Here is a 25,231-nt window from a genome sequence, read left to right as displayed (position 1 = left end):
TTTGGAAATAATGAAAAAGTTAATTGCTGGGTTGCATAAATTTCAAACCAATTATTTCAAAGAACACCGAAACTTGTTTGAGCATCTTGGACATGAACAGCACCCCAGAGCGTTATTCATTACCTGCTCTGACTCGCGGATTGATCCAAATTTGCTAACTCAAACTGAACCTGGCGAACTCTTTATTATTCGTAATGCGGGTAATATCATTCCGCCTTATGGTGCGACTAATGGCGGTGAAGGCGCAGCAGTTGAATACGCAGTTCAAGCTTTAGACATTAAGCAGATAATAATCTGCGGTCATTCTAACTGTGGAGCAATGAAGGGGTTATTGCAATTGGGGAAATTAGCTGATGAGATGCCATTAGTTTATGACTGGTTAAAACATGCAGAAGCAACTCGTCGGCTGATTCGAGACAACTATCAGGGGTACGAAGGAGAGGACTTGTTGAATGCCACAATTGAAGAGAATGTAATGACCCAATTAGAAAATTTGCGAACTTATCCAATCATTCATTCTAAACTTCATAAAGGTGAAATCAAGCTCTACGGTTGGGTTTATAAGATTGAAACTGGAGGGGTTTTTGTCTACAGTATGGATCGTTGTAATATCCAGGCAGAGCATGAAACGATTCCCTATTTTGAAGTAGAGACGATACAAGCACGGTAAGCTGATGCGCTTTATGTAATATCATGTCCTGTTAAAGACTGATCATTAGAGGGCAGGGGAGAGGGTTTTGTCGAATCACAACTGATTAGCCGGACATGATATAACTAATTTTGAGCAGATTCTTGTTCACTATGCTCGCTGTTTACTTCTACTTCTTCCTCAAGTTTTTCTGTAACAGCCGAGCTAATTTTTTCGCCCATATCTTTACCAATTACTCCACCCTCTTCTGGCAACAGAACTTCGCCGACGATTCCTCCTACTATTCCACTTGGAGCTTCACTTTTTGGAGCTTCACTTTCAATTTCTGCTTCCGTCTGTATTCTCTGCTCTTGAGGATTAGATAGATTAGTACTTACCGTTAGCTCTGTTGGGCAAAAGATTTTTGAGACACTATCATAAGTCCAAGCAATGTTGTTTGGGTCTTTTTTTTGGCTCCACAGGCTAAAGTCAGGTTTTGACTTATATCGGCTTAAAGCTTTAGGATGTACCTCTAAACGTCTTGCTAAGGCGGATGTTTGCAACGGTGTTACATCAAAATTCACCTGTTGTGTAACAGCGTCTACTAACTCATCTTTGCTTTTGTCCTCTGCAATCGTCGATACCCCCGACGTCATTAAATCTGCTGGGACTTCATCATTGGGTGGTTCAATTGCTGGAGTTGTTTCCTCTTCCCAAGGGTCTTGATCTAGGTTAACTTGTTCTCCGCTATAAGCAAATGACTCTTGCGCAACTTCTGTTGAAATCTCAGGGGATTTTTCTTCTACTGTTAGTTCTGGTATAGGAGGCGGAGATGGAAACTGGGGAGAAGCTACTTGGGCAATTTTTGGTTCTGGTGATGCACTAGATGTAGACGGAGACTGGGGAGAAGCTACTTGGGCGATCGCTTCTTGAAGATGAGTCTGCATCATATTACATGAAACAAACTTATATTTATAAGTGACAATCATTGATTCAGCTAGAGGGTTAATCCGAACATTGGTAACATAGTTCAAGGACTCAACCCGCTTTTGTAATTTACTAACATACTCTGTTTCCTCAGCTAATAAGGGAATCCGGATGCGAATCCGTCCTTCAACAGCATGAACAATTTGATAATCCATAGCGGATTTGTCTAATATCAACAATTTTAAGCTGTGGTGAAAAGTTGTGTTCCAAGAATGGAACGCAGACCGTACATATCCTTTCTGAGGACTGATTGAAAGTAGGGACGCAATACTTTACGCCCCTACTTATCTCTAATTCATTAAACTTACTCTAGATCATAATAAACAAAAATGGAATTACTGGAAGGCCGATCGCCGCATTGAGCCAATATGTTAATCCAGTCAGCACAATCGAACCGACAATAGAGATACCCAAAGATAAAACTAAATTGGGTAAGAAAAACCTCAGGTTATCCAATGCCCCAGACACAAAGGAAGACTGTGGAGCATAGCTTGTAGAATAAGACATAAGTGCCTCAAATGAGATAGTAAATGGAAATTTATGCAGTATGTTTTATATACTGCTCATAATTGCATGATTACCTGATACGCTAAATTAAACAAGCAATTTTAACAACTTGTAGGATAAATCCTATGCTCAAGCAAATCAGAAATGCCGGGAGAATTTTTATCGGTTCCATTTGCATTGTTTTGGGTATAATTGGGATACTTCTCCCCTTAGTTCCTGGAACTCCTTTTCTTCTTGTTGCTGCTTTCTGTTTCAGTACTTTGGAATCATAAAAATCAGTTAACTGATAACTACCGCACTCTTCTCGCTAAAGAGTAAACTTCAGTCCTTGAAAAAGACATAAGGGCTAGGCCTTGATGAGCAGAATTATTACATTTTTAGGCAAGGCAGATACGAGACACACTACAGTGGCGATCGCCACTGCTAAATGGTTTGCTCAGTATTCTCAACGGGTGCTACTAGTAACCCACAATCCCAATCCCAGTGCAGAACTGCTGTTAGAAACTTCTCTTTCAGCAACTCCCCAAGAGATAGCACCTAATCTAAGTGTGGTACAGTTGCTTGCAACTGTACTATTAGAACAAGTTTGGGAAGAAGTCAAAAAGTGGTTGGCTCTTTACCTGCCGTCCTCTGTACAAATGGAGATATATTCGGGAGAGGTAATTATCCTACCGGGTTTTGATAGCCTTCTATCGTTCAACGCTCTGCGAAAGTACTATCAAAGTGAAGACTATGATGTGATCATTTATGATGGGCGGGGAGATTTAGAATCATTGAGAATGCTGGGAATTCCCAACATTGCAGATTGGTATTTTCGTCGATTTCGTGAAGTGCTAGAATCTCTAGACTTGAGTAAAATCGCCGACTCGATTGGGGGGCCTCTCGCCAGTGCTTTGTTGAGTGCAAATATGGACACTCGAAAAGTGCAAGATGCTATTGTGCAAATTCAAGATTGGATTGCTAAAAGCGTTGCAGTTGTCGGAGATGCCAAAAGGTTAAGTGCTTATTTAGTAACTACAGATGAACCAGCAGCCATCGCTGAGGCTCGTTGGCTTTGGGGTAGCGCACAGCAAGTTGATTTGCGAGTAAGTGGGGTTCTAGCTTATCAAGGTTATGAAGCAGCTAACAAAACCCAACTAGAGCAAGCTTTTGCTCCATTGGAAGTCAACATAATTCCAGCGTTGCAAAATTACAATTGGCAAGCTCTACTAGATGCGCTACCAGATTTTAAAACTATTCCTCATGTCCCCGAACCTTTAACAGTTGATTTGGCACAACGTCAGGTACAAGTATTCTTGCCAGGATTCAGTAAATCGCAAGTCAAGCTTACCCAGTTAGGTACAGAACTCACGGTTGAAGCAGGTGATCAACGGCGAAATATTGTTTTACCAGACGAACTACGAAATCAGCCAGTTACCGGAGGCAAATTTGAAGAACCTTATTTGGTGATTTCATTTTAGGTTGTGATCCGGTATTTGTAGTAGAGACGTTGCATTGCAACGTCTCTATTGGTTTATGGATGAAAATAGAATGCTGCTCCTAAAACTGCGTAGGTAATCAGCAGTAAGGTTCCTTCTAGCCAGTTAGAGTTTCCATCTGTGCTGATGGAGTTGGTAATTAAAACAGCGATCGCTACTGCCAATACTTCAAATGGGTTAAAATCTAGATTCATCGGTTGTCCCATCAATTGACCCACTAACACCAAAATTGGCGCAACAAACATAGCAATTTGCAGACTAGAACCCATTGCCACTGCTACTGATAAATCCATTTTATTTTTCATGGCAAAGGTAGCAGCAGTAATATACTCTACAGCACCTCCAAAAAGGGGAATCAGAATTACCCCTGTGAATAAGCTAGTAAAGCCTAAAGTCGTAATTGCTTTTTCTAGACTAGCAACTAAGACATCAGAAACAAATACCAACGCAATAGTACAAATTAACAAGATAGCAATATTCTTCCACAAAGATGTTTCATGTTGATGAGACTTAGTTTCTAACTGGTCTGACTCATCAAGCTCAGTAGCTCTGAGTTCATACATATCCTTGTGAGTTTTCATAGAAAACAGCAGCATCAACAGGTAGAACACTAACAACAAGATTGCAGCAACCGCAGAAAAATTATTGATAGTTGTAGGCTGTATTCCTTTAGATGTGAAGTCGATAGCAGTAGGCGTAAGTAGCACTACCAAAGCCAGATTTAGTGAAGAAGCATTAATTCGGGCTACTTTAGGCTGAAAACTTTGCTCTTTAAAACGTAACCCTCCCAAAAAAATTGCTGCTCCTAAAGCCAGAAGTAGGTTAGCAACGATAGTACCTGTAATACTGGCTTTGACTACCTCCACCAAACCCGCATGAAGGGCAACAATAGAGATAATCATCTCAGTTGCGTTGCCAAAAGTAGCATTGAGCAACCCACCGAGAGACGGCCCGACAACAGTAGCAATTTCTTCCGTAGAATTAGCAATCCACGCTGCTAAGGGAATAATTGCTAAACCAGAAATAACGAAAACAATCACAGGATGTAAATGCAGCCATTCCGTTATAAAGGAAATGGGCACAAACACTAACATATAAAGCAGAATTTTATCTTTTGTTGTCATTTGGCTTAGTCCTTTAGAAAAACTATCAATAATTTTTATCAAACCCAAGTTACAGCGTTTTTCAGTTTGGTGCAGTAAACCTTTCCAGGGGGAGAGAGACTCTGACATCTGTAGGTTTTTTACCTTCTGCCTCAAAAAACTTGATTTAGGGTGTAGGGGTGTGAGGGGGATAGAACTTTGATTAAATCGTGATTTTTAGAGTCTCTACTCATCACTGGGTTAAAAACCTACACTTGTGAGAGAGAGACTAGAAAATTTACCTAATCCATATCAAAAATGCTGTATGAGAAGAAGCCAGGAAAAAGAAGGAAAAAGCCTTAACAGGAGTGGGTTAGTCTGGTGATTATTTGATATTTAATGATGTTGATCTGCTTAGATTAAGAAGTATTTGTATAATTGCTTATTCTCTTACTTTGGGGGGAAATTATTTACATATTTTAGTAGAAGGCAATCAAAGTTTAATTTTTTAATATTTAAATGTAATCAGTAAGCAATATTTCCTGAAAAAATGAGTTACATTGTTATAGTTTCTGTTGCTGCTTATTTAGTTATGTCGCTTATGGCTTTTCAGCTAATCGAAGCCTGTAAGCATGAAACTCAAGAAATTTCCCAACGATATAGATTTAGGGAGAAATACTCTGTTCTTCAGTAATATTGCGTAAGCTATTTTTGAACCTCAACAAAAATAGAGATTTGCGTTCATTATGTGACATTAGACCTGATTAACATTAAAATGGTCTATAGCTCAAAAAAAGAAAAAATTTATTCAAAAAGAGCCAAGCTAGGGAGGATAAAAATGGATAGCATAGTTGTAGTTGCTTTGGTTGCTTATGTTGTTTTATTTTGTATGGCCTTTTGTGTAGTGCAAGTCTATTTGGAGGAAAGTAGACAAATTTCTAGACAATATCGAAAATTACGTCAGCATTAATTTGCTTTTATTGTAAATTTTTTAGAAGTCAATTTACCTTGGTTCTATCACTGAGTTAAAGGTTGTTGATTCAAGTTTTTACTGTTCAAAATAGGTAAAGGTAACTCGGTAGAAGTTGCAGGAATCGCCATAATATTTGTTTTGTGATTATTTTTCTGTTGTGATGGCACAATCGCATCAAAAATGGGGCGCGAACCATTTAAGAATTCAGCGATAAATGCGGAACTATTATTCACAATGACATTCCAAATTGGATTGACTCCCAAGAACATACCACCACCAATTTGCATCATCAGGTTGGGAATAACAATAGTTGCCGTATTTTGGTAAACTACCTCCATTGCTCGTTGAGCGATCGCAATAGCATAAATCAATCCTGGCAATTGCTGATCAAGCAGTACCACATCTGCTTCTTGAGAAATATTCCCCCCAAAGGCCAGTGAGACAGAAATGTCTGCTTGACAATCACCATTTATTCCCAGAACTGCTACGCACCCTCCTTGACTGCGGAGTCCATCAACTAAGTTTGCTTGTTGTTGAGGATCAGATTCTGCAAGAATATGGTGAGTATGAATGCCAAATTTATTTGCCAGTATGCTAGTCTTGGCTAAACTATCTTCACTGACGAGATAAACAGTAATGCCTTGTTCTTGCAGGGTAGCGATCGCCTGAATGCAGTCTGATGTAGTTGTATTGAGATACAATAGTGCAGAGTCATGGATGACAAGGGTATTTAACTGAGCTAACAACTCCACAACGCGACCACTACGGATATAAATGCCATTTTGGACAGCGTAAGTTAAGGCAGAAAGGATGGTTGTGGAGATAGAAATAGGAATACCACTACCAAAGTCAAACTGAAAAGGAGAAATAGCAGCTCCTAAATTACCTGTTACCGCAAAAATAGTGCCGCCTAAAACTAAGGTTGGCACGATGGCATTTTTCACAAATTCTGCTTGTTGTGCGCCAATGTGCGTATCATGCACCGGAGTAGTCTGCATCAGATGAGCAATCAATCCCAAGCGAGTATTTTCACCTGTCCGCTCTACTAAGATAGACAACTCTCCTTCCAACAAGCGAGAAGAAGCGTAGATTTCTTGCCCTAAAGAATAATGAATAGGTGTATCTATACTTGTGAGGTAGGAGCAATCCACCAAACCACTACCAGAGATAATCCTACCATCTACAGGAATTATTTCACCAGCATGAATCGTGATGCGATCGCCTACTTGCAACTCTATTGCTCTGACTGCTGGCTGTAATTGATCACGCTCTACCCAAATATCTTGATGTAAATAATTTAAAAAATCTCGAGCTTGTTGTTCTCTGGCTTCTTCAACTGTACCGCGCAAGCTTCTGCGGATTTCTACTAAAGTGGTTTTCAAAGCTGGAGCAATATATTGACCTTGGACGGTTTGTAGAGTCATCCACGCCGAGTCTAAAAGATCAATATTCGGATGACGTTGATTCACAATGCTATCAGCCGCTCGATTGAACCAAGGCATCGCCGCACCAGCGATCGCTATTATAATCAATAGAGGTGGTAACTCCAACGGAGCGGCAAATATCGCCAAACTCAGACTCAAAAGAGGTAGACTTAAATCTCTCCATTGATTAACTTCGGGAATCAGGTCAGATTCTTCTATAGTTTCTTCATTAGAAGTTTCAATCAAACTTGTTTGTTGAAAACAACTTGCCTTTTCAATACAGGTTGACAGATATTTTTGGGCATCTTCAAAATTAACTCTACTTACTTTGTACTCAACAATCAGCGAGCTAGCTGCGGGATTGATGCGAACCTTAGTTACAAACTGCCACGACTCAACCAAGCGATTGAGGTTTTCAGCAAACTCTAAGTCATCTGCCAGTCTGGGCACACGAATACGGCAACGCCCCTGGGTGCTATGAACGACTTGATAAAACATATTTCTTGATTGCTGTCGGGAAGATATTCAACTTCCATTGTGATCAATATAATAAGTCACAATCAAAAAAAAACAAATTGAATCTTCGCTATGTCAGATAACTCTTAACATAACCCGACAACTTCTCTAACCGTGATGTCTAAGCTCGACGGAGTAAAGTAATTGCATATTTACCAGGAGCAGAAGTAAAAATTAACGCTCTGCCAAATCTAAACCTGATACTAATTGGGAGCAACGCGAAAAAGTGAGATCGTCGTGAAATGAGCAGGGGAAGTGGGGGTAGCTGTAGGGCTAATTCATGTTCTGCAGAGAAAATAAGACTCTTATTTCTGTCTAGACTACTTACCGTGACAAAATAACTGAGGAACGAAAGTATATAGTGCTTAACATTTTCTCTTGCCGCAAAGAATCAGCCCTAGGGTTATACCATTTCACGAAAAATATGATATGGATGTAAACACTGAAAGCTTTGCTGCATCTAAGTTTTTTAATTGCGTTAACGACGTACTCCTTCAAAGAAGCAAGCTACGCGTAGCGTCTCCCTTTGGGAGAAGGAGCGTCCGCCGTGAATTGGTATTAGGAGGGATCAAAATACTGTTAGAGGATGTTTTAAAAGTTTTGGGTGAATTCTATTCGCCTTTTAAAACATCCTCTTAGGCAACTTTATCAGACTTGTGTGTACACCGTAGCCTTAAAAAGGGAGGTAAAAAGTTTGACTAAAGCAAACTTAACTAATTAATCACAATATGAAGTCTAGCTTGGTTCAATCTTTGTGGCTACTGAAAACTTCAAATGCACAATAATGAACCGAGCTAGATTATCAATTGAAGGTTATGCTTGGAAAAATTGTATTAATTAGGTGGGTCTAAACGATTCACAACTGTAGCCCATAAAATCATCGGTGAACCCACGCCTAAACAGAACAACCACTGTTGCCAGGATAAAGGTGCTGTTTCAAACACTTCATTAATCAACGGTACGTGAGCAAAGACAATTTGTAAAATAATTGCTCCTAAAATTCCAAATCCAATTGCAGGAACATCAACGTTTTCTTTTAGCGTGCCGTCCATCTTGGCAATCAGATTAGGTATTAATTGGCTAATACTTAATAGATAAAATATCCGCCCAGCAATTAGAGAGTTAATCGCCATTGTTCTCGCTAAATCTAGATTACCTGTGGTTTGGCGGATATATTCAAATACTCCAAATATCACAATCCAGTTAAATAAAGAAATTGCTAAGATTCGCTGTATCCGACTGCCTGATAATAATGCTTCATGAGGATGACGTGGTGGTTGTTGCATCACGTTTTGGGCTTTGGGTTCAAATGCCAAAGGTACTGTCATAGTGATGGAGTTCAACATATTCAACCAGAGAACTTGTAGAGATAAAATTGGCAAGTCTCTAGCTAACAATGTACTAATTAAAATCGTCATTGATTCGCCACCATTCACAGGCAGAATAAAGCAAATCGCTTTGATGAGATTTTTATAAACGGCTCGTCCTTCTTCTACTGCTGCTTCAATCGAGGCAAAATTATCATCGGTGAGTAGCATATCCGCAGCTTCTTTAGCTACTTCTGTACCTGCGCCACCCATTGCGATACCGATGTCTGCTTGTTTCAAGGCGGGTGCATCGTTGACACCATCCCCAGTCATAGCGACAACTTCGCCTTTAGATTGTAAAGCTTCAACTAGACGCAGTTTTTGTTCTGGTGCGACACGGGCAAAGACTACGCCTTCTTCTGCAACTTGGGCGAGTTCGCTTTTATCCATTTGGGCGAGTTCTGCACCAGTGAAAGCCAGAACAGAGCCGTTTTTGTTGATTCCCATTCTCCGGGCGATCGCTTGTGCTGTAACAGCATGATCTCCCGTGATCATCTTCACCTGAATCCCTGCTGATTGACAAGCTTGCACGGCTTTAATCGCACTTTCACGCGGCGGATCAATCATTCCCTGCAATCCTAGGAAGATTAACCCCTCAGCAATATCTGGATGATCTACTGTATTTTGCTCATCTTCTATAGGCTTTTTCGCTAAGGCTAAAACTCGCAAGCCTTGACGCGCCATAATGTTGACTTCTCGTTCAATTTTGGCTCGTGATAAAGTGTCTACACAATCTAGAGGGTGGGGTTGTCCTTCTGTATTCAAAATCAGATGACAGCGTTGCAAAATTGCTTCTACTGAACCCTTCACATAAATAGTTTTCCCTCTGGGTGTTTCATGTAATGTTGCCATGTATTGATAATCTGACTCAAAGGGAATGCCATCTAGTCTGGGCATGTGCTGGGCTAGAGAAGTTTGATTAAAACCCGCTTTATTCGCTGATGCAATCAAAGCACCCTCTGTGGGATCTCCCATCACTACCCACTTGCCATTTTTAACTTCTAGGTGGGAATCATTGCAGAGTAATCCAGCTATCAGACATTCTTGTAAACCCTTGTCGCTATTTAAATCTACTGGATGTTCATCTCTGGTGATTTCGCCATCAGGTATGTAACCTATACCTGTAACCGCATATTGATGTCCTCCAGCATAGATGGCTTGCACTGTCATCTGGTTTTCTGTCAAAGTCCCGGTTTTGTCAGAACAGATAACAGTTGCACTACCCAAAGTCTCGACAGCTGGCAACTTCCGAATGATGGCATTCCGCCGCGCCATTCGGGAAACCCCAATCGCTAAAGTGACAGTTACTACTGCTGGTAAGCCTTCTGGGATGGCACTAACTGTTAAAGCAACTGCGGCTTCTAGAGCTTCGTTTACACCTCTAAAGCTCAATCCCACAACGAAGCAGAGTGTTGCTAAACCTAGCACCATATACAGCCAATTTTGACTGAATTTATTAAATTTACGGGTTAATGGTGTAGAAATATCAGTATGCTGCTCCATTAGCTGAGATATTCGCCCAGTCTCCGTAGTGTTACCTGTGGCTACTACTACTCCAGTGCCTTGTCCAAAGGTGACAAAGCCCCCCGCATAGGCCATATTTTTCCGTTCTGCTAGAGGTGTATCTGGCTGGAGACTTCGTGTATTTTTTTCGACAGCAACCGACTCACCCGTAAGAGCAGATTCATCAATTTGCAAGTTACGAACTTGAATTAAGCGTAAGTCTGCAGGTACTTTATCGCCTGATGTTAACAGTACCACATCCCCTGGTACTAATTCCCGGGAGGGTACGCGGACTTTCTGCCCATCTCGCAAGACTGTGGCTTCGGTGGTAATGGCTTTTGCTAGTGCAGAAATCGCACTTTCGGCTTTTGACTCTTGAATAAATCCAATAATGGCGTTGGTAGTTGTCACGCCCCAAATTACCCCAGCGTTCACAAAACTACCAGTCAAGGCTTTAACTAAACCTGCACATAACAAAATAATCAAGAGTGGCTGGTTGAATTGCAAAAGAAACTTTAACCACCAAGGCTGGGTTTTCTTTGCGGTGAGTTCGTTTGCTCCTACCTCGGTTAATAATTGCTTTGCTCTAATGCTACTTATACCTGTTTCTTCATCGGTTTTGAGATATGCGATCGCCTCCTCAATTTCCCAGGAATGCCAAAACTCTGGCTGTTTATCTCTTGGTGGCGCAACGGTAGATACAGTTTGAAGCATAATTTTTTATTTTCTCTTAATAAGTGTTGAATTTAAGATAGCACTATAAATTAGTGTTTATTAAATTTAAGCACTAATAAAAATCAATAATTACGATAGTTTTCTTCAATGATTGCCCAAAAATCGAGTATGCTGACCATTAGAGTGAGGATTGCAAAGGCGAAAAATTTGTGAGTTCGGATTTGTCTACTCCATTGCAATTGATTGGGCGATCGGCAGAGTTTCAGCGTATTGTCGAAGTTTTGTCTAAAGATGGTGATTTATTAATTACGGGCGTACCTGGTAGTGGTAGACGTACCTTAGTCAAGGGAGGGGCGCAAGAAGTTGGAGCCGTTGTACTGGAGATAGATTGCATCCGCGCCACAGATGGGGAAAGATTTTTACAACTCCTAGCAGAAGCTATTAGCCAAAACTGGGAAATATCTAAAATGCAGAATTGGGTCAATCTCTATGCTAGTGAATTTTTTACCTTTGATGTAGAAAAAAAACTGAAGGTGTCGCGTTCTCTGGGTCACAAGCAGCTATGGCAAGCATTGGAGATACTGTTAGATTTGCCACAAATCATGGCTGTAGATTTGCATAAACGCTTGGTGCTGATTTTGCACAGTTTTCCTCATATACGTTCTTGGGATCGCGGCAATTTATGGGCAACAACATTTCGACGTAAAATCAATCAGGATAGTCATGTTAACTATGTTTTGATTGCAACGATCGCAGAAACAAGCTACCACACAGATGAAAATAACTACCCTTTAGCAACTGTTCAATTGCCTCCTTTAGCGAGAGATGTTTTAGCTGTGTGGGCTAGAGAAATGTTACACGTACATCGACTAACATTTGATTCTCGTTCCAAAGCATTACCCCTATTTTTAGATGCAGTGCAAGGACATATTGGTGATGCAATGGCACTTATTCGGCGTTTGCGAACTTCATGTTTGCCTGATAATTTAATCACTGAACAAAATGTCACAGAGGCAATTGAAGGATTACTTAAAGATTTATCGATGACTTACGAATCCTTATTGATGCTTCTGCCAGCTAATCAGGTGCATCTTTTGGAATGTTTAGCTTTAGATCCCACAGAAAAACCACAAAGTAAAGATTACATTCAAAAACATGGACTTTCTCGAGGTGGTAGCTTACAAGGTGCGCTAGCTGGTTTACAGCATAAAGGTTTAATTTATGGAGCAGAACAATCTTATGAGTTGGCCATGCCACTACTAAATTTATGGCTGCGGCAGAGATTGAGTTAATATCCAAGTTAACCCACAATTTTTGATTCTATAGCTGTCGAAGCATAGTTTAGGACTATGTTTTTGGTTGAAATTCTTGAAAATACTGAGTTCCTACTCAGCACGGGCTAAACGCCCCGCTACCGCTAACAGCACAATACGGTTCAGTTAAGAGAATAGTAGGTTGGGTGTAGCGATAGCGTAACCCAACAAAGTATGTTCACATCTTGCACCTAGTTAAGAGAATAGTAGGTTGGGTGTAGCGATAGCGTAACCCAACAAAGTATGCGTGAATGTTGGGTTCCTTTCCTCCTCCCAACTTACACCAGTCTAATACCAATTTAAGAAAAGAATGCGACAGATAGAAATCAGGAAATTCTTACTGGAGCTAGATTTCTTAATTGCGTTAGCGCAGCGTTAGCGAATCTTTGAGCGTCGGAACGAGCGTCGCGTCATTGCGAATTGCAAATTGGTATAAGTTGTTGCCTTAACTGAACTGTATTGGGCTATAATTTCAGATAAATTTTTTCAGAATTTACCAGATAATAAAGTTTAGTAAATATCCTCTTCTCAAATTAAAAAAAGAAGCATTTAGATAAGCGAATCTGCTATTTCTTGAAGTTTTTTAGACAGCTTCTCCCTTTTGTAAGGAAGCTTAAAGTAATTAATAGCATTCAAAAATGGTTGCTTAACATTATCATTATAAGCTGACATAACATCATTTATTTTATGATTTTTATCTGCCAATAAATAATCAATTACGTCCCTATCTTCAACCCCGCGTAAGTTGTGCATTAATTGATTACGCAAGTCATCTTCTTGATTTCTATAACGATCGCAATACCATAACAATAAAGGCCATTTGACAAAATTATCATCTATATTTCTTAACCAAGCAACTAAACCAAAATTTTTGTTAGTGATTTCAAAATCTTTATCTGTCTTCAAATTAAATCTGGTTACCGGAAATTTTAGTTTTGTGAGAATATCTTTTTTTAAATGACTACTTTCATTCTTAACAGTTGTATGCAAAAATAAACCAGGTGAACTCCAGGCTAACAAGTCCGAAACTTTTCGAGAACTGCCATTAACAATCACAGTGTCATTAATCATAGCTACTTGTGATAAAATAGCAGTCTTTAAAAATGTTTCTTGAGCCGCAGCAAGTAAGGTAATACCTTGAAGATAGTTCTTTTGATTGAAGAAAAAGCCTATCAGGTCAAGAGTATCAACAATTCTTTGAGTAGCTTGAGGAATAGCAAAATCTTGGCTGTCGTCTGTTGTTGGACTATGGAGATTGAAGAAATCAACAATATTTTCTAATTCAGCAATGGCATTTTTATCTATTCCTTCTATATTATCTAATATTTTAAGCGCAGCACCAGGAAAACCGCTTGTAATCAACTGCTTGGCTTTTTGAATTTGCAGACCTCGCCAATAATTAGAGCTTTTGATAGCTTCTGATTGAGATTTACGCTCATAATTTTCGTCAAAATATTCATTACTGACTAAAAATTTAACAGTTTTAAATTTACCTAAGCTAACAAATTGCACAGCCGAAGATATGGCAGGTGTTCCGGCTTGATGGCTGACATATACTGTTTTAGAAGTATTAAAGTCTAATTTACCTAATGTTCCTTGTACTAAAGCAAGAGTTTCATTCCAATTATCTATACCTTTATTTATTTCTGTTGGTGCTAGATATAAAAACTCTGGTTGATAGTTCTCGGTTTGAAAATACTTCTCGAATAGAGGTTTAAGTGTACAAGTGTCTTGCCAATAGGGACATTTTTCGTAAATTATTTGGTCTTGCTTAAATATTTGCGTTTGGTCTGTCAGCAAAATTATAATTTTTTCTAGCTTGATGTTTTCTTTTAAAAAAAACTCACAATAAGTATCAAGCAAGGGAAACTCTAAATCACCCTTGTAATCGTCAAATTTATTTGCATAAACTAAACCTAAGACTCTTGCAGGTATAGTATAGCCAGCACTTTTATCTTTAGGGTCTAATGGCAGAGGTGAAGCAAATTCTGTACATTCTAAATCATATCTGATTTCTTCATATAAATTACTCCAATTTTTATCATACTTGAGGATGACATCACTATTACCTGTGGTTACAATCCAGATACTCATAATTTATTCTCCCCAAAGTTTGGTAAATCCGCTTGTTGGTAAATACTGTAAAAATTCTTGTGTTCTTTCGTCTTTTTTATCAGGAAAAATTGTGAGTAACTCTATATATTGTCTTTTGTTACGCCTAATTTCTCCTTCTCTATCTTTAATATATTGGGGATACATCCGATGCCAAATTCTCCCAATTTGACCCATCTTACCTGTGAGGCTTGAACCTTTAATTGATTTGACTCCTTGATAATTACCGTGAAACCATCTCACGGCTAAACTATCATCTTCATCTGCTGCAATGCGTCCCCAGATTTGTACTTTTTGCGGATGCAATGATTCGCGCCAGGAACTTAGTTGATTAGTTGGTGTTTTACCTTTTAATTTCAACCAATTGTTTATGGTTTTCTGGACATCGTTGAGAATGTTAGTAATATGATTGATGTTATTTATCGGGAAGTAATATTTATTTGATTGCTGAGTAAATTGCCAATGACAACCTATCATCGGTTTATCATTTCTATCTAAATACTCTGGAAAGAATAGGCTATGGTCAATGCGTCGCCATGATTTACCAAAGCCGCCTAGCAACATAGCGAATCTTAAAATTTGTGTTGCTAATGTCTTCAGTTCTTTTTTGTATTCGGTTGAGATATTACCCATGCTGAGGATATTGAGAGTTCCTGATTTTAACTCATAAATAGGCATGGTATTGTTACCATATCTATATTCATCCATCTCTAAATCAACAGCGTTAAAACTAATCCCTAACTGTCCGACGACAGCACCATTCCTTCCAGCGAAACCTCCCCAAAGTTCTCTGGTTAATTCTTCGGCTGTGTTTTCGTCGGTAACGCCGCTAAATAAACGTAAGGTGTGACCACGTAAGGCTGCTTTGAAAATATTGGGACGAAATTCACCTGTTTTATCGATTAATTGTGAAGCTAAACCTTGTCCGCGCAAATTAACTGTAACTAATTTAGTTTCTGGATGATTTATAGGTTGACCATAACCAGCACTAACTCTAGAACCTATACCTTTTTCTATAGCTTTATCCCAAATACTCCAGATAGTTTCCCATTCACTGGGGTCGAGTTTTTTGGTGCTAGAAATGCCAAATATTAAGGTCGGTTGATACAGGGATATTTGAATAAAAGCTGCGTGGCTATTGTTATCTTTAACTTGCCATTTTTCTTGGGGATGAACTACATCAATTAATTGCTGTTCAGCCCATGTTGCATCTTTGGGATAACCACCATGAAAGCGGAGTATTCCGGGTTGGGTGTCGTTAGTTGTTAGTTGTCCGCCGCAATATCTTTTAGCTTGTTCTGTGGTACAGGCGCGTAAAAATGCGCCTTTCATACTTGCGCCTGGGTAAAAGGGAAACCCTTTAGCGGCGATGACTGGCCTGATGATATCTTCGTCTTGTCCACTGTTAGAGACAAACCGCCAGGTTATTTTATATTCTTTTGTTTGGACGTTGGTGTTAAATTGATGTGCTTCAATTGCAGCACCTTCTACCCATTCATCAACCCATCTCTCGGACTGTTCGGGGTTTCTGATATATTGAATTTGTCCGCGTCCGGAAACTTGCGCTTGAAACATTAAGGGGACTTCGTTACTATTAGTCATCATCGGCTCCTGATTTTTTATAACGTTGAGTCCACCACACTAAGCTGTCGCAAAATTGAGTGAGGACGGCTAAACAAATTCTTTGGTCTTCAAGGGGAAGTTCCCATAATTTAGCGGCGACTTCTTGAATTTTGTTAGTGTTCTTGCTGCTAACATCTTCTTGGGGTAGTTTAATTCCGGCTTTTAGCATGATTTGGGCGAAGCTTTTCCAGGTATCGCGCCAGTATTCGCCTTTGGGTGGTTCTTTGTCTAGCAGGCGTAGTTGTTCTCCCCAAAATCTTTCTAAGCCGAAGGCTACGGTTGTTCGCATTTTGTGAGACTGACCGATGACTCCTTTTTTGTCACGGTGTTTGAGGACAAGGCGTTGTGCTTCTTGGTCTAGGTCGTATGATTTCCAAGTCATAAGTATTTTTTATCTCGCGCAAAGGCGCAAAGGCGCAAAGAAGGTTTAAGAGTTATGTTTACAGGCTGTTTAAGGTTAAGTTGCAATGGCCAAAGCCGATGGACTCTAAGCCACCAAGGTAAATGTCTGTGCTTTGAGTACCGTTGAAGGGTTCCCATTGTTTACCTGATTTATCGTCTTTGATGGCGATGGGAAATACTAAGATGGTTCCTTCTGGTAAGGCTTCGGTGTTGAAGAAGCCGCCGCCATCAACTACTTTTTGATCGGATTTTAAGCGCACACGACTTTGGCGATATAATGCCATGTCATGAATCATGGAGATGTCGCTGTCGTCTACGATGACGGCTGGTTGTTCTTTGCCAGAGGGGAACCAAGGTGATAAGTCTGCGGTTTTGTTGATGGTTAAAAAGCCTAAGTTGAAGAATAAGGTTTTTTTGCCTTGTGATTCTCTGGCTTTGAGGTTTTTTGAACCTGTGTAGGGGTCTGGTATATCTATTTCTTTGAGGGATTTACCATTAAATTTGATATTATCTCCGGCGATTCTTTGGTAGCGTTGTAGTAAGCGTGGACTAGTTACCCAAACAATTGGTTGTCCGGGACAAAATACGGGTAGCCACAAGATAGAAGCGTATTCAAATTTGATGATAGATTCGTTGTTAATTTCTGATTGTTCGGAACCTGCTTCGTTACCATACCAATAACTGGCGGCTTGTTCTCCATCCATGAGGCGCATTTCGGAACGCAGGCGACCACGAATTGAACTACCAGGAAGGATACCTGTTTGGGTAAATTGGTCACGAAAGATGAGGTTTAAGTTACCACTTTCTTCTCCGGCGGTTGCACCGACATGAAGTGGTGCTAAGGTTTCGATTATACCATAGGCTTTTTTGTACATTTTAGGCGACTCCTTTAATTTCTGTTGGTAAACATAGACCGCATCCTACACGTTTGAGACTGTAACCTTCTTTGGGAAACCATGCTTCATCCCATTCCCACCAAGGTTTGTTTATCGGTTCTGCTAAAACATACACGCTACCTGCGGGAACTGCGTAACGTCCTCTACCTAAATTACCTTTGGCGCGGAAACGATAGGGTACTGGTTTATCTGTTAGCATCTCTATGGTTTGGGGGAAGGTTTGGTGTTGGGGATGGCGATAAGATAAACGGTTAGAACCCCAAATTGCTGGTGTGATTAAGGCGAAGGTGCGTTGAATTGGCTGATTTAGTAGGTTTAATAATGTCTTATTTGTAATTTCTTTATACTCAATTTCAACAATGTGATTTTCTCCGCCGAAGCGATACCAACCGGGTTCGATGGGATGGGTTGAGAGATAAACTAAACAGGTATCGTCGGACATTTGGACGGAGTTTTCGAGAAAGAGTCCATCTTTTTGTTCTACGCTACGTTCTGAGTGTTTAATTTTGGGGTGAAGAAAGGAAATATATTCCCAAGGATTTTTTGCTACTGATTGGTTAGAAGATAAAGCTTTGGGGGCAATTCCCCAGGAATTTATAGTTTGCCAGCGATAATCAGGTTCTAGTTTTTCGGTTTTATTTTCTAATTGCCATTGTCCATCTTTTAACTGCCATTCATCTACTGCTTTTTTGGCGATGATTTTATTCCAAGGGATGGGAACATAAAAGTTTTGTTTGTCTTTGATGTTTGCCCAAAATGGGCCAGCTACAGATAAATTCTCACTTAATTCTTTAGATAATTTATCGCTTAATTCTTTTTGATTAATTTTTTTGGTGGCTTGGTTAATGCTAAAAATTAAGCCTGATACGGTTGCGGCTTCTGGGGGAAATTTCGCGCCAGAACGTCCGACTAAGTTTTCTGGTGAAAGAAATGCGCCTGCACTGCCATACATTAATCCCAAGGGATTGATTATGATTAGGTATTTGAACATAAATGCCAGCCTACTTTAATTAAGTTGCTAATCCATTCAATTTTGGCTTTGCTTCTTTCATAAGGAGCATCTTCATCGCTAAAGCCAACAAGATATTTAGCGCGGTCATAATTGAGTAATTCGTTACCTACATCGGGAAAGTAAATATTAAAAAATTCAATAGCGAATTTTTCTGAGAAATTCTTTTTGTCAGTATTAAAGGCGCGGCGAGATTGCAATTGTGCTAAGTCTTGATAAATATGACTCCAGTTTGTTTTTCCTTCTCTATCTTGGTATTTAGTTAATATGTCTAGATAATCCCAAGGACAAGTCCACTGCACATATTGACCACTGTTAAAGACTATTCTGATGGTGACTCGCCCACGCCCTGATGATTTGGCTAACTTTTCGGCTTCTCGGCAATGTTGTAAGATGTCTCTTTGGGGAACGCTAGAACCTGCCCACACAAAGCCGACGCTTAACCCGATTTTTTGACTATGTTTTTCCCAGGTTTGGGGTAGGGTAATTAACCATTGAAATGCTTGGTTGGCTGTTATCGGTTCTTGGTCTTTTTCTCGATAAAGTGCGCCTAAAAAATCGTCGCCACCAGCATATACTACTCGACCAATTTCTTTGGGAAAGTCGCGGCTAAAGTCTTTTCCCCAGTTACGCATGGCTTGACTAAATTTTTTCAGTTCTTGATCACCATTTTCTAATTTTGCTAATTCTTGTAGGTGTTTGCCAACTTCATCGCCGTCACCCATAAACCAACCTGTCCAGCGTCCTTTACCTTCTGCGTTTTTGGCTTCGGGGCCGCGATAAATTTCGCTGAAGCTTTCTAGTTTAGACATCCCTAAGTTGTGGGCAATTTCGGGGAGGGTGACTAAACGTTTAACTAATTCGGGTATACTTAATTTTTCGTTAGTGGCAAAAAATTTACCTTCTGGTTCTGCATTTGGGGGGAGATTTTCTAATACACAGGCGAGGCGTTGATAAAAAGTTTGAATATCATTTTTTTCGATTGTCCATTGACGATTTTTTGGGTTTCTTGCTTCTGCACCTAAGGCGGGAAAGGCGATGCCATCTGTACCTGTTAAGCTGGAACTTTCTCCTATCCAATTTAAGGCTGTCCAGCCACGGGAAAGTTTGCGGGTTTCTAAGTCTTCCATTGCGGCTGGAATACTATCGCCTTCTCCCCAAAAGATTTCCCAGGTGTGGTTTCCCCAGTTTGTCCATTCTCTTTCCCAGTGGTAGGTATAGTCTGGTAATTTGGTTTCTATCCAACACCGACATTCTTGCAATATTCCTTTCCACACAGATAATAATGTTTGTTCAACTTGGGTTTGAGAAAATTCTCCTTGAAGAAGTATGCGGTTTGGCATTCCTTTTTGCAGGTTGGGAAGTGCTGGAGATATTACTGTTGTGGTTTTTTCGGCTTGTTTTACTAGTTGTTGGCTGAGGTAGGAGAGGATGAGAGATGCACCATATAAGTCTCTGAGTTTACGGGATTTTTCGATGAATCCCTGTACGGGTGCAAAGGTGATAGCAGTATATTTAGTCACTGGTACAGTATTGCCTTTTGCAGTCATGTTTTAAATTACTGTCTAGATTTCATTTTTTATTCAGTAGTTATACTTTGTAACAATTAGAGTTTTGCTGATTAGAAATAATTGGCGTAATAAGGCACATTGAGTGGGAAGGTAGCGTAATACTGAGAGGATATCTAAATAGGCAGTATGAAACGCATCCCGCCTAGAACTTCAGTTCTAGGCTCATAGCCAAAGTCCACTTAAGTGGACTGTCAGAGATTGCTCTTTATTGTGTGCTGTAGAGATGTTGTATACAAAGTATCTACATCATTTATTTGGTGTAACTTCATAGAGAATTGGTATAAGATAATCAGAAACGTAAATGCAAAAGCACGGTTTGGTGTTGATTTTGTCTGGGTATCGGCTTGGTTGGTGCGTGTGACTTTTCTATCTTCTCGGAAAAATTCAGAATGTAAATGGCTGTTCATGCGAATGACGAAGTTTTTACTTTACTCAGTGCTGAGTGCTGAGTGCTGAGTGCTGAGTGTTGAGTGCTGAGTGTTGAGTGCTGAGTGCTGAGTGCTGAGTGCTGAGTGCTGAGTGCTGAGTGTTGAGTGCTGAGTGTTGAGTGCTGAGTGCTGAGTAAGAAAAAGATTAGTCAGCACTCTTCATGATTTTTATTACTTGCTGGGCGAGGGGGTTGCTAAAATTGGGAAAGGCTGATTTTTTCGTGGAGGCGGCCGATGTCTTTGTGTGTAAGGGTTTCAGGTGATTTTATGCTTTTAGTTGGCGCAAAATTTGCCATATTTATCGACCCGGCCGCAAATGGCATCTGGACATTAGATGGAGAAAGGGTTTAAATAAGAGGGGTCACTTCTATTCAATGAAGTGGAATTAATGGAAACTAAGGGAATCCACCGGAGCCGTAGCGAAAGCGAGTCACTTCTATTCAATGAAGTGGAATTAATGGAAACTTGCGCTTGCCTTTACCTAGGCTTAAGTCCCACAACGCATGAGCAATCGTCACTTCTATTCAATGAAGTGGAATTAATGGAAACAGCTTCTACAATAGGAGACACAGTTAAAGAAGACTTAACAGGTCACTTCTATTCAATGAAGTGGAATTAATGGAAACTACCTTTCTTCATCGCAATGTCAGCAGCATCAGCAGCAGTCACTTCTATTCAATGAAGTGGAATTAATGGAAACTTACAGTTGTGGCGAGAATGCCAGAATGCAGCCATCGCGGGTCACTTCTATTCAATGAAGTGGAATTAATGGAAACTTTAAGTGGCAACGAATACCGCGAAAAAAGCATCGAGTCACTTCTATTCAATGAAGTGGAATTAATGGAAACTAGCGGTGAAACTGCTGCCACATCAAAGCCCTCGAAGTAAGTCACTTCTATTCAATGAAGTGGAATTAATGGAAACAACAAGTTAACTATGTTGCCAGAAGGTACGGACTGACTTTTGAAGGTCACTTCTATTCAATGAAGTGGAATTAATGGAAACTCTATAGTCACCCCATGATATGGGTGTTCATATAAACGTCACTTCTATTCAATGAAGTGGAATTAATGGAAACAAGACTATGCGTATATCGATAGTGGGGTACGCTTCCTTTGTCACTTCTATTCAATGAAGTGTAATGGAAACTAATTTTGATGGGGCGAAATTTTGGGAGAGTGCAAACTTGTTGACTTATGCCATGATAGAAATTATCTCCCGAAAGGGGATTTAGGGAAAGGCGATCGCAAGCTCTTGGTGGAGGACGATCGCCTTTCTTTTCTTGGATTAAAGTATAATTTTATATTTATAAATACTTAAGTAAAAAATATTTTGTGATTCGCTTAATAACTATAGACAACAAACAAATAAAGGCTAAAAGTTAAAGTAGAAAAACTTCTAGGCTTGAACGTTTGATGATTTGTCACTTTCTCATTGGTATTCCCGGTAGTGGGAAATCTACTTTCGCCGCCGAGTTAGCAAAGCAGGGGAATTATTGCATTGTTTCTACTGATGCAATTCGCGCCTCACTTTATGGTGATGCAAGTATTCAAGGTGAGTGGGTGGAGGTGGAGAATGTAGTTATCTCTGAGATTGTTGCTGCGATCGCTGTTGGTAATTCTGTGATTTATGATGCTACTAATGCCAAGCGTGTATGGCGGATGGATTTGCTAAGAAAGCTGAATAAACTGGAAGTGCAATGGATGGGGTGGTATCTGCAAACCCCGATAAAAATTTGCCAGGCTTGGAATCACCAGCGAAGTCGCCAAGTTCCAGATATCATTCTTGAGAAGATGCAGAAATCTTTGCAAGAGTTTCCGCCAGTTGCCGCAGAAGGATTTGTCAGCGTCAAAGCAATTGATGTGAATTCTGCTAAATTCAATCTTCAACAAATTCAAACGCAAATTCACCAGCTACCGCGCACCCTGACTAACCGCGCTAACCGCAACAGTCATATCACTCTCCATGCTTACAGTCAGCTGCTAGACTTTGAACGCCTGATGTATTTAATTTCTCTGATTATCCGCTATCCGGGAATAGGGAATCTGCAATTTGCTAACCCCAGTTTATTAGCAAGCATTTTGGGTTATGTGCCGCAATTTGCTAGTTCTCTAGAAGAAGTTACCGCTTTGATGGGGAAGTTGTGTGGTGAAATTTATGCTGATTGCCAGGCGATCGCATCTGATTTAGACTGGTTAGAGCAAAACTCACTCATTGGCAATCATAGCTTTTCTGCTGCTGTAACGATTCCCCCACTAGCAGCAACTATCACCCCAGCAAATTTTGTCACTCATAGTTATTCTGACTGGAATAGTTTTCAAAGGTTGATTCAAACTATAGGTTTGATTTTGCACCACCCATTTTTACCAGACTCAGGTAAGGGAAGTTTGCCAACTTTAGTATCTGCACTGAAGCAACATGGCATTATTGATGATGATAGTGTAGATACTGTTCGCAAAGATATTGAAAAGGTGCTGAAGCCTTATAAAATATTGCCAAATTTCTCATTAAGAGATGGCTATTTTGCAGGGACAGCGATTTTGTCAAAGCAGGAATTAACTAAAGTATTTGATGTACTTCAGTCTCAGGCTAAAAGTTTAAATGACCCTGTGGCGTTGGAGATTTATGAAACCTTTGCGATGCGAATGTCGCAAAGTAAATTGGCTATCAATCAAGTTTATCCTGTGCGGGCGATCGCTAACCGGAATATTGTTGACTCAAAATTTTTACCACCAGATGCCCTTTGTAGAAATTTAGCACAATTAGAGCAGGCGATCGTTCAAGGACAACTACTAGAATTAAATCGCTTTCCCGGTGGTGGCAAATTTGCGCTAGATGAAGAAGGCTTTTTTTTAGCCTATCCTTTACAAATTGTATTTTGTAACCAAGCTTGGTATTTAGGTTATGAATGTGCAAGTGGAAAATATGCAGGATTATTTCGATTTGAGCGTTTAGATAGATTATTTATTGGTCAACCACAAACAAAAGTCCGCTCTCGACCAGAACAAGAAAATGCACTCTTAAAATTGCAGAAACTCGCGGCTGCTAGTGCCGGGATTTTTTTAGGATACAGTGTTACTGACCAACATCAATTTCTTAGTCAAGACAAACAAGAACATCTACAAGTTTTTATAACGGTCGAATTATGGTTTAATGATGCCATATTTCGGTTTATAGCAGAAGGTACAAAGAGATTTCCGCCCAGGCAAATGAAGATGTCTCCGCCTGTGGGTAAGTCAACATCAACACTATCAAAATCTATTTTTTGTTTGAAGAAAACGACAGATAAATATTTTCCTAATCGATTTCAACTACTATTACCTAAGTGGTATTTAGATGATGTAGAATTTCTGCGCTGGGTTGTTGGCTTTGGTGGCAATGTCAAAGTTGTGCAACCAGAAGATTTTAGATTAAAAGTTAAAAGGATTGGTGAAAGTATTTTATCTGTTTATGAGTAAATCTAAATAACAATTTTTTAAATATTTATATTTTTGTGAAAAGAAAGATACCCGAATTTTTTTAGAATTCGGGTATCTGAGCATATAGAAGTTTCGATTAATTCCACTTCATTGAATAGAAGTGACATTTACCGATAATTCTTACTGCTGGGAAAAATATGGATGTTTCCATTAATTCCACTTCATTGAATAGAAGTGACACGATGATGGTACGCCAAGGATTTCTTATACTATGTTTCCATTAATTCCACTTCATTGAATAGAAGTGACTCGCTAACAAGCATCAATCGATATTAGATAGCATAGTTTCCATTAATTCCACTTCATTGAATAGAAGTGACTGCAAACCCTAGAAATGGTGTTGCAGAAATTGTCCACAGCATCAGCAAGTTTCCATTAATTCCACTTCATTGAATAGAAGTGACCTGAAAACCAGCTTTGGCAGCTAGAGGGCTACTTAGTTTCCATTAATTCCACTTCATTGAATAGAAGTGACTTAACTTCTTTAGGAGTTAAGGTTTCTTATGTTCCTTCTCGTTTCCATTAATTCCACTTCATTGAATAGAAGTGACGCCGAGGGCCCGGACATCGGTGAGCGAGGAGAGTTTCCATTAATTCCACTTCATTGAATAGAAGTGACAACGTGAAACCATATTGAAAACCAGAACAACCAGTTTCCATTAATTCCACTTCATTGAATAGAAGTGACTTATTCGCGGTTAGCGAATTACTTTTTAAAATAAAGCGGTTTCCATTAATTCCACTTCATTGAATAGAAGTGACCCTTCTTATTTAAACCCTTGTTGCACCGAATGTCCAGATGCCATTTGCGGCCGGGTCGATGAAAACAGCAAATTTTGCATTAACAAAGAGCATAAAATCACCCAAAACCCTTATCCAGAGAGACATCGGCCGCCTCAACGAAAAAATCAGCCTTTCCCAATTTTAGCTACCCCGTCGCCGAGCAAGTAGAAAAAACTAAATTTCGTCATTCGCACGAAAATACTAGCATCATTTCAAACCAGCACTTACCTTAAGGCATAGAGCAAATTTAAACAAGTCAAAAACCTAAAACTTATGTATATCTCTGCCCGTGGTGCATTAGTCCGTAACCTAGGAATAGCCCTAGCTAACGGTGTGATCACACTAATTATCTTATTAATAGCACCCTTAGAGGATGTTTGGAAAGTCTAAAAAAGCTCCAGTAACGCTATTGTGTCAGTAGATAAAAATGCGACAGGGTTACTAGAGCAATGTCTACATCATACCCAACAGACCT

18 protein-coding genes and 2 CRISPR repeat arrays are annotated in these 25,231 nt (G+C 39.8%); of the genes, 6 read left to right on the top strand and 12 right to left on the bottom strand.

What is annotated here, in order from left to right:
• Positions 1 to 10: 10 nt before the first annotated feature.
• Positions 11 to 670 carry a carbonic anhydrase gene (locus H6G69_RS29260; protein ID WP_190692629.1) on the top strand — a complete coding sequence of 220 codons (660 nt, stop codon included), beginning with the start codon at positions 11 to 13 and terminating at the stop codon, positions 668 to 670.
• Between the two features lie 104 nt (positions 671 to 774).
• On the opposite strand, the gene H6G69_RS29255 is transcribed toward H6G69_RS29260, so the two are convergent.
• Complete coding sequence (locus H6G69_RS29255) at positions 775 to 1,770, bottom strand: HMA2 domain-containing protein (protein ID WP_190692628.1); 996 nt, start codon at positions 1,768 to 1,770, stop codon at positions 775 to 777.
• Positions 1,771 to 1,924: 154 nt separating this feature from the next.
• Positions 1,925 to 2,122 carry a hypothetical protein gene (locus H6G69_RS29250; RefSeq protein WP_190692627.1) on the bottom strand — a complete coding sequence of 66 codons (198 nt, stop codon included), beginning with the start codon at positions 2,120 to 2,122 and terminating at the stop codon, positions 1,925 to 1,927.
• A 125-nt stretch (positions 2,123 to 2,247) separates the two neighbouring features.
• Here H6G69_RS29250 and H6G69_RS34885 point away from each other — a divergent pair, with 125 nt between their 5' ends.
• A complete protein-coding gene (locus H6G69_RS34885; RefSeq protein ID WP_190692626.1) occupies positions 2,248 to 2,394 on the top strand; it encodes a DUF454 family protein in 147 nt (48 codons plus the stop codon).
• Positions 2,395 to 2,478: 84 nt separating this feature from the next.
• A complete protein-coding gene (locus H6G69_RS29240; protein WP_190692625.1) occupies positions 2,479 to 3,582 on the top strand; it encodes an ArsA family ATPase in 1,104 nt (367 codons plus the stop codon).
• Between the two features lie 53 nt (positions 3,583 to 3,635).
• On the opposite strand, the gene cax is transcribed toward H6G69_RS29240, so the two are convergent.
• On the bottom strand, positions 3,636 to 4,724 hold the full coding sequence (gene cax / locus H6G69_RS29235; RefSeq protein WP_190692624.1) for a calcium/proton exchanger: 1,089 nt from the start codon (positions 4,722 to 4,724) through the stop codon (positions 3,636 to 3,638).
• A gap of 796 nt (positions 4,725 to 5,520) precedes the next feature.
• On the opposite strand from cax, the gene H6G69_RS34565 reads away from it, so the two are divergent.
• Positions 5,521 to 5,652, top strand: a complete 132-nt coding sequence (locus tag H6G69_RS34565) for a hypothetical protein (protein WP_277883495.1) — start codon at positions 5,521 to 5,523, stop codon at positions 5,650 to 5,652.
• 47 nt (positions 5,653 to 5,699) lie between these two features.
• Here the strand turns inward: H6G69_RS34565 and H6G69_RS29230 are convergent, their stop codons facing one another.
• Together H6G69_RS29230 and H6G69_RS29225 are read right to left on the bottom strand one after the other, a co-directional pair.
• A complete protein-coding gene (locus H6G69_RS29230; protein ID WP_190692623.1) occupies positions 5,700 to 7,577 on the bottom strand; it encodes an HMA2 domain-containing protein in 1,878 nt (625 codons plus the stop codon).
• An 851-nt stretch (positions 7,578 to 8,428) separates the two neighbouring features.
• Complete coding sequence (locus H6G69_RS29225) at positions 8,429 to 11,179, bottom strand: cation-transporting P-type ATPase (protein ID WP_190692622.1); 2,751 nt, start codon at positions 11,177 to 11,179, stop codon at positions 8,429 to 8,431.
• A 170-nt stretch (positions 11,180 to 11,349) separates the two neighbouring features.
• Between H6G69_RS29225 and H6G69_RS29220 the strand changes: the two genes are divergently transcribed.
• Positions 11,350 to 12,432, top strand: coding sequence for an ATP-binding protein (locus tag H6G69_RS29220; protein ID WP_190692621.1), 1,083 nt, complete (start codon positions 11,350 to 11,352; stop codon positions 12,430 to 12,432).
• Positions 12,433 to 13,002: 570 nt separating this feature from the next.
• Here H6G69_RS29220 and H6G69_RS29215 read toward each other — a convergent pair.
• From H6G69_RS29215 to H6G69_RS29185, 7 genes are all read right to left on the bottom strand, one after another.
• Positions 13,003 to 14,547 carry a hypothetical protein gene (locus H6G69_RS29215; RefSeq protein WP_190692620.1) on the bottom strand — a complete coding sequence of 515 codons (1,545 nt, stop codon included), beginning with the start codon at positions 14,545 to 14,547 and terminating at the stop codon, positions 13,003 to 13,005.
• A gap of 3 nt (positions 14,548 to 14,550) precedes the next feature.
• The gene (locus H6G69_RS29210) at positions 14,551 to 16,167 is read right to left on the bottom strand and encodes a hypothetical protein (protein ID WP_190692619.1); all 1,617 of its coding nucleotides are present in this window, start codon (positions 16,165 to 16,167) and stop codon (positions 14,551 to 14,553) included.
• Positions 16,160 to 16,570, bottom strand: a complete 411-nt coding sequence (locus tag H6G69_RS29205) for a hypothetical protein (RefSeq protein ID WP_190692618.1) — start codon at positions 16,568 to 16,570, stop codon at positions 16,160 to 16,162. The genes H6G69_RS29210 and H6G69_RS29205 overlap by 8 nt, the downstream gene beginning before the upstream one ends.
• A 58-nt stretch (positions 16,571 to 16,628) precedes the next feature.
• Positions 16,629 to 17,465, bottom strand: a complete 837-nt coding sequence (gene cmr4 / locus H6G69_RS29200; RefSeq protein WP_190692617.1) for a type III-B CRISPR module RAMP protein Cmr4 — start codon at positions 17,463 to 17,465, stop codon at positions 16,629 to 16,631.
• Between the two features lies 1 nt (position 17,466).
• Complete coding sequence (locus tag H6G69_RS29195; protein ID WP_190692616.1) at positions 17,467 to 18,477, bottom strand: type III-B CRISPR module-associated Cmr3 family protein; 1,011 nt, start codon at positions 18,475 to 18,477, stop codon at positions 17,467 to 17,469.
• Complete coding sequence (locus H6G69_RS29190; protein WP_190692615.1) at positions 18,462 to 20,045, bottom strand: Cas10/Cmr2 second palm domain-containing protein; 1,584 nt, start codon at positions 20,043 to 20,045, stop codon at positions 18,462 to 18,464. Before H6G69_RS29190 ends, H6G69_RS29195 begins: the two co-directional genes overlap by 16 nt.
• Before the next feature lie 449 nt (positions 20,046 to 20,494).
• Positions 20,495 to 20,650 carry a hypothetical protein gene (locus H6G69_RS29185; RefSeq protein WP_190692614.1) on the bottom strand — a complete coding sequence of 52 codons (156 nt, stop codon included), beginning with the start codon at positions 20,648 to 20,650 and terminating at the stop codon, positions 20,495 to 20,497.
• Between the two features lie 204 nt (positions 20,651 to 20,854).
• Positions 20,855 to 21,647: a CRISPR direct-repeat array (repeat unit 36 nt; unit sequence GTCACTTCTATTCAATGAAGTGGAATTAATGGAAAC).
• A gap of 262 nt (positions 21,648 to 21,909) precedes the next feature.
• On the opposite strand from H6G69_RS29185, the gene H6G69_RS29180 reads away from it, so the two are divergent.
• A complete protein-coding gene (locus H6G69_RS29180; protein WP_190692613.1) occupies positions 21,910 to 23,952 on the top strand; it encodes a WYL domain-containing protein in 2,043 nt (680 codons plus the stop codon).
• Between the two features lie 90 nt (positions 23,953 to 24,042).
• Positions 24,043 to 24,735: direct repeats of the CRISPR family, unit length 36 nt; unit sequence GTTTCCATTAATTCCACTTCATTGAATAGAAGTGAC.
• Positions 24,736 to 25,231: the final 496 nt, after the last annotated feature.

It is taken from the genome of Nostoc sp. FACHB-110 (genome assembly GCF_014697425.1).
In the GTDB taxonomy this organism is placed as follows: Bacteria; Cyanobacteriota; Cyanobacteriia; order Cyanobacteriales; family Nostocaceae; genus Nostoc_B.
This window is presented reverse-complemented; position numbering and strand designations above follow the sequence as displayed.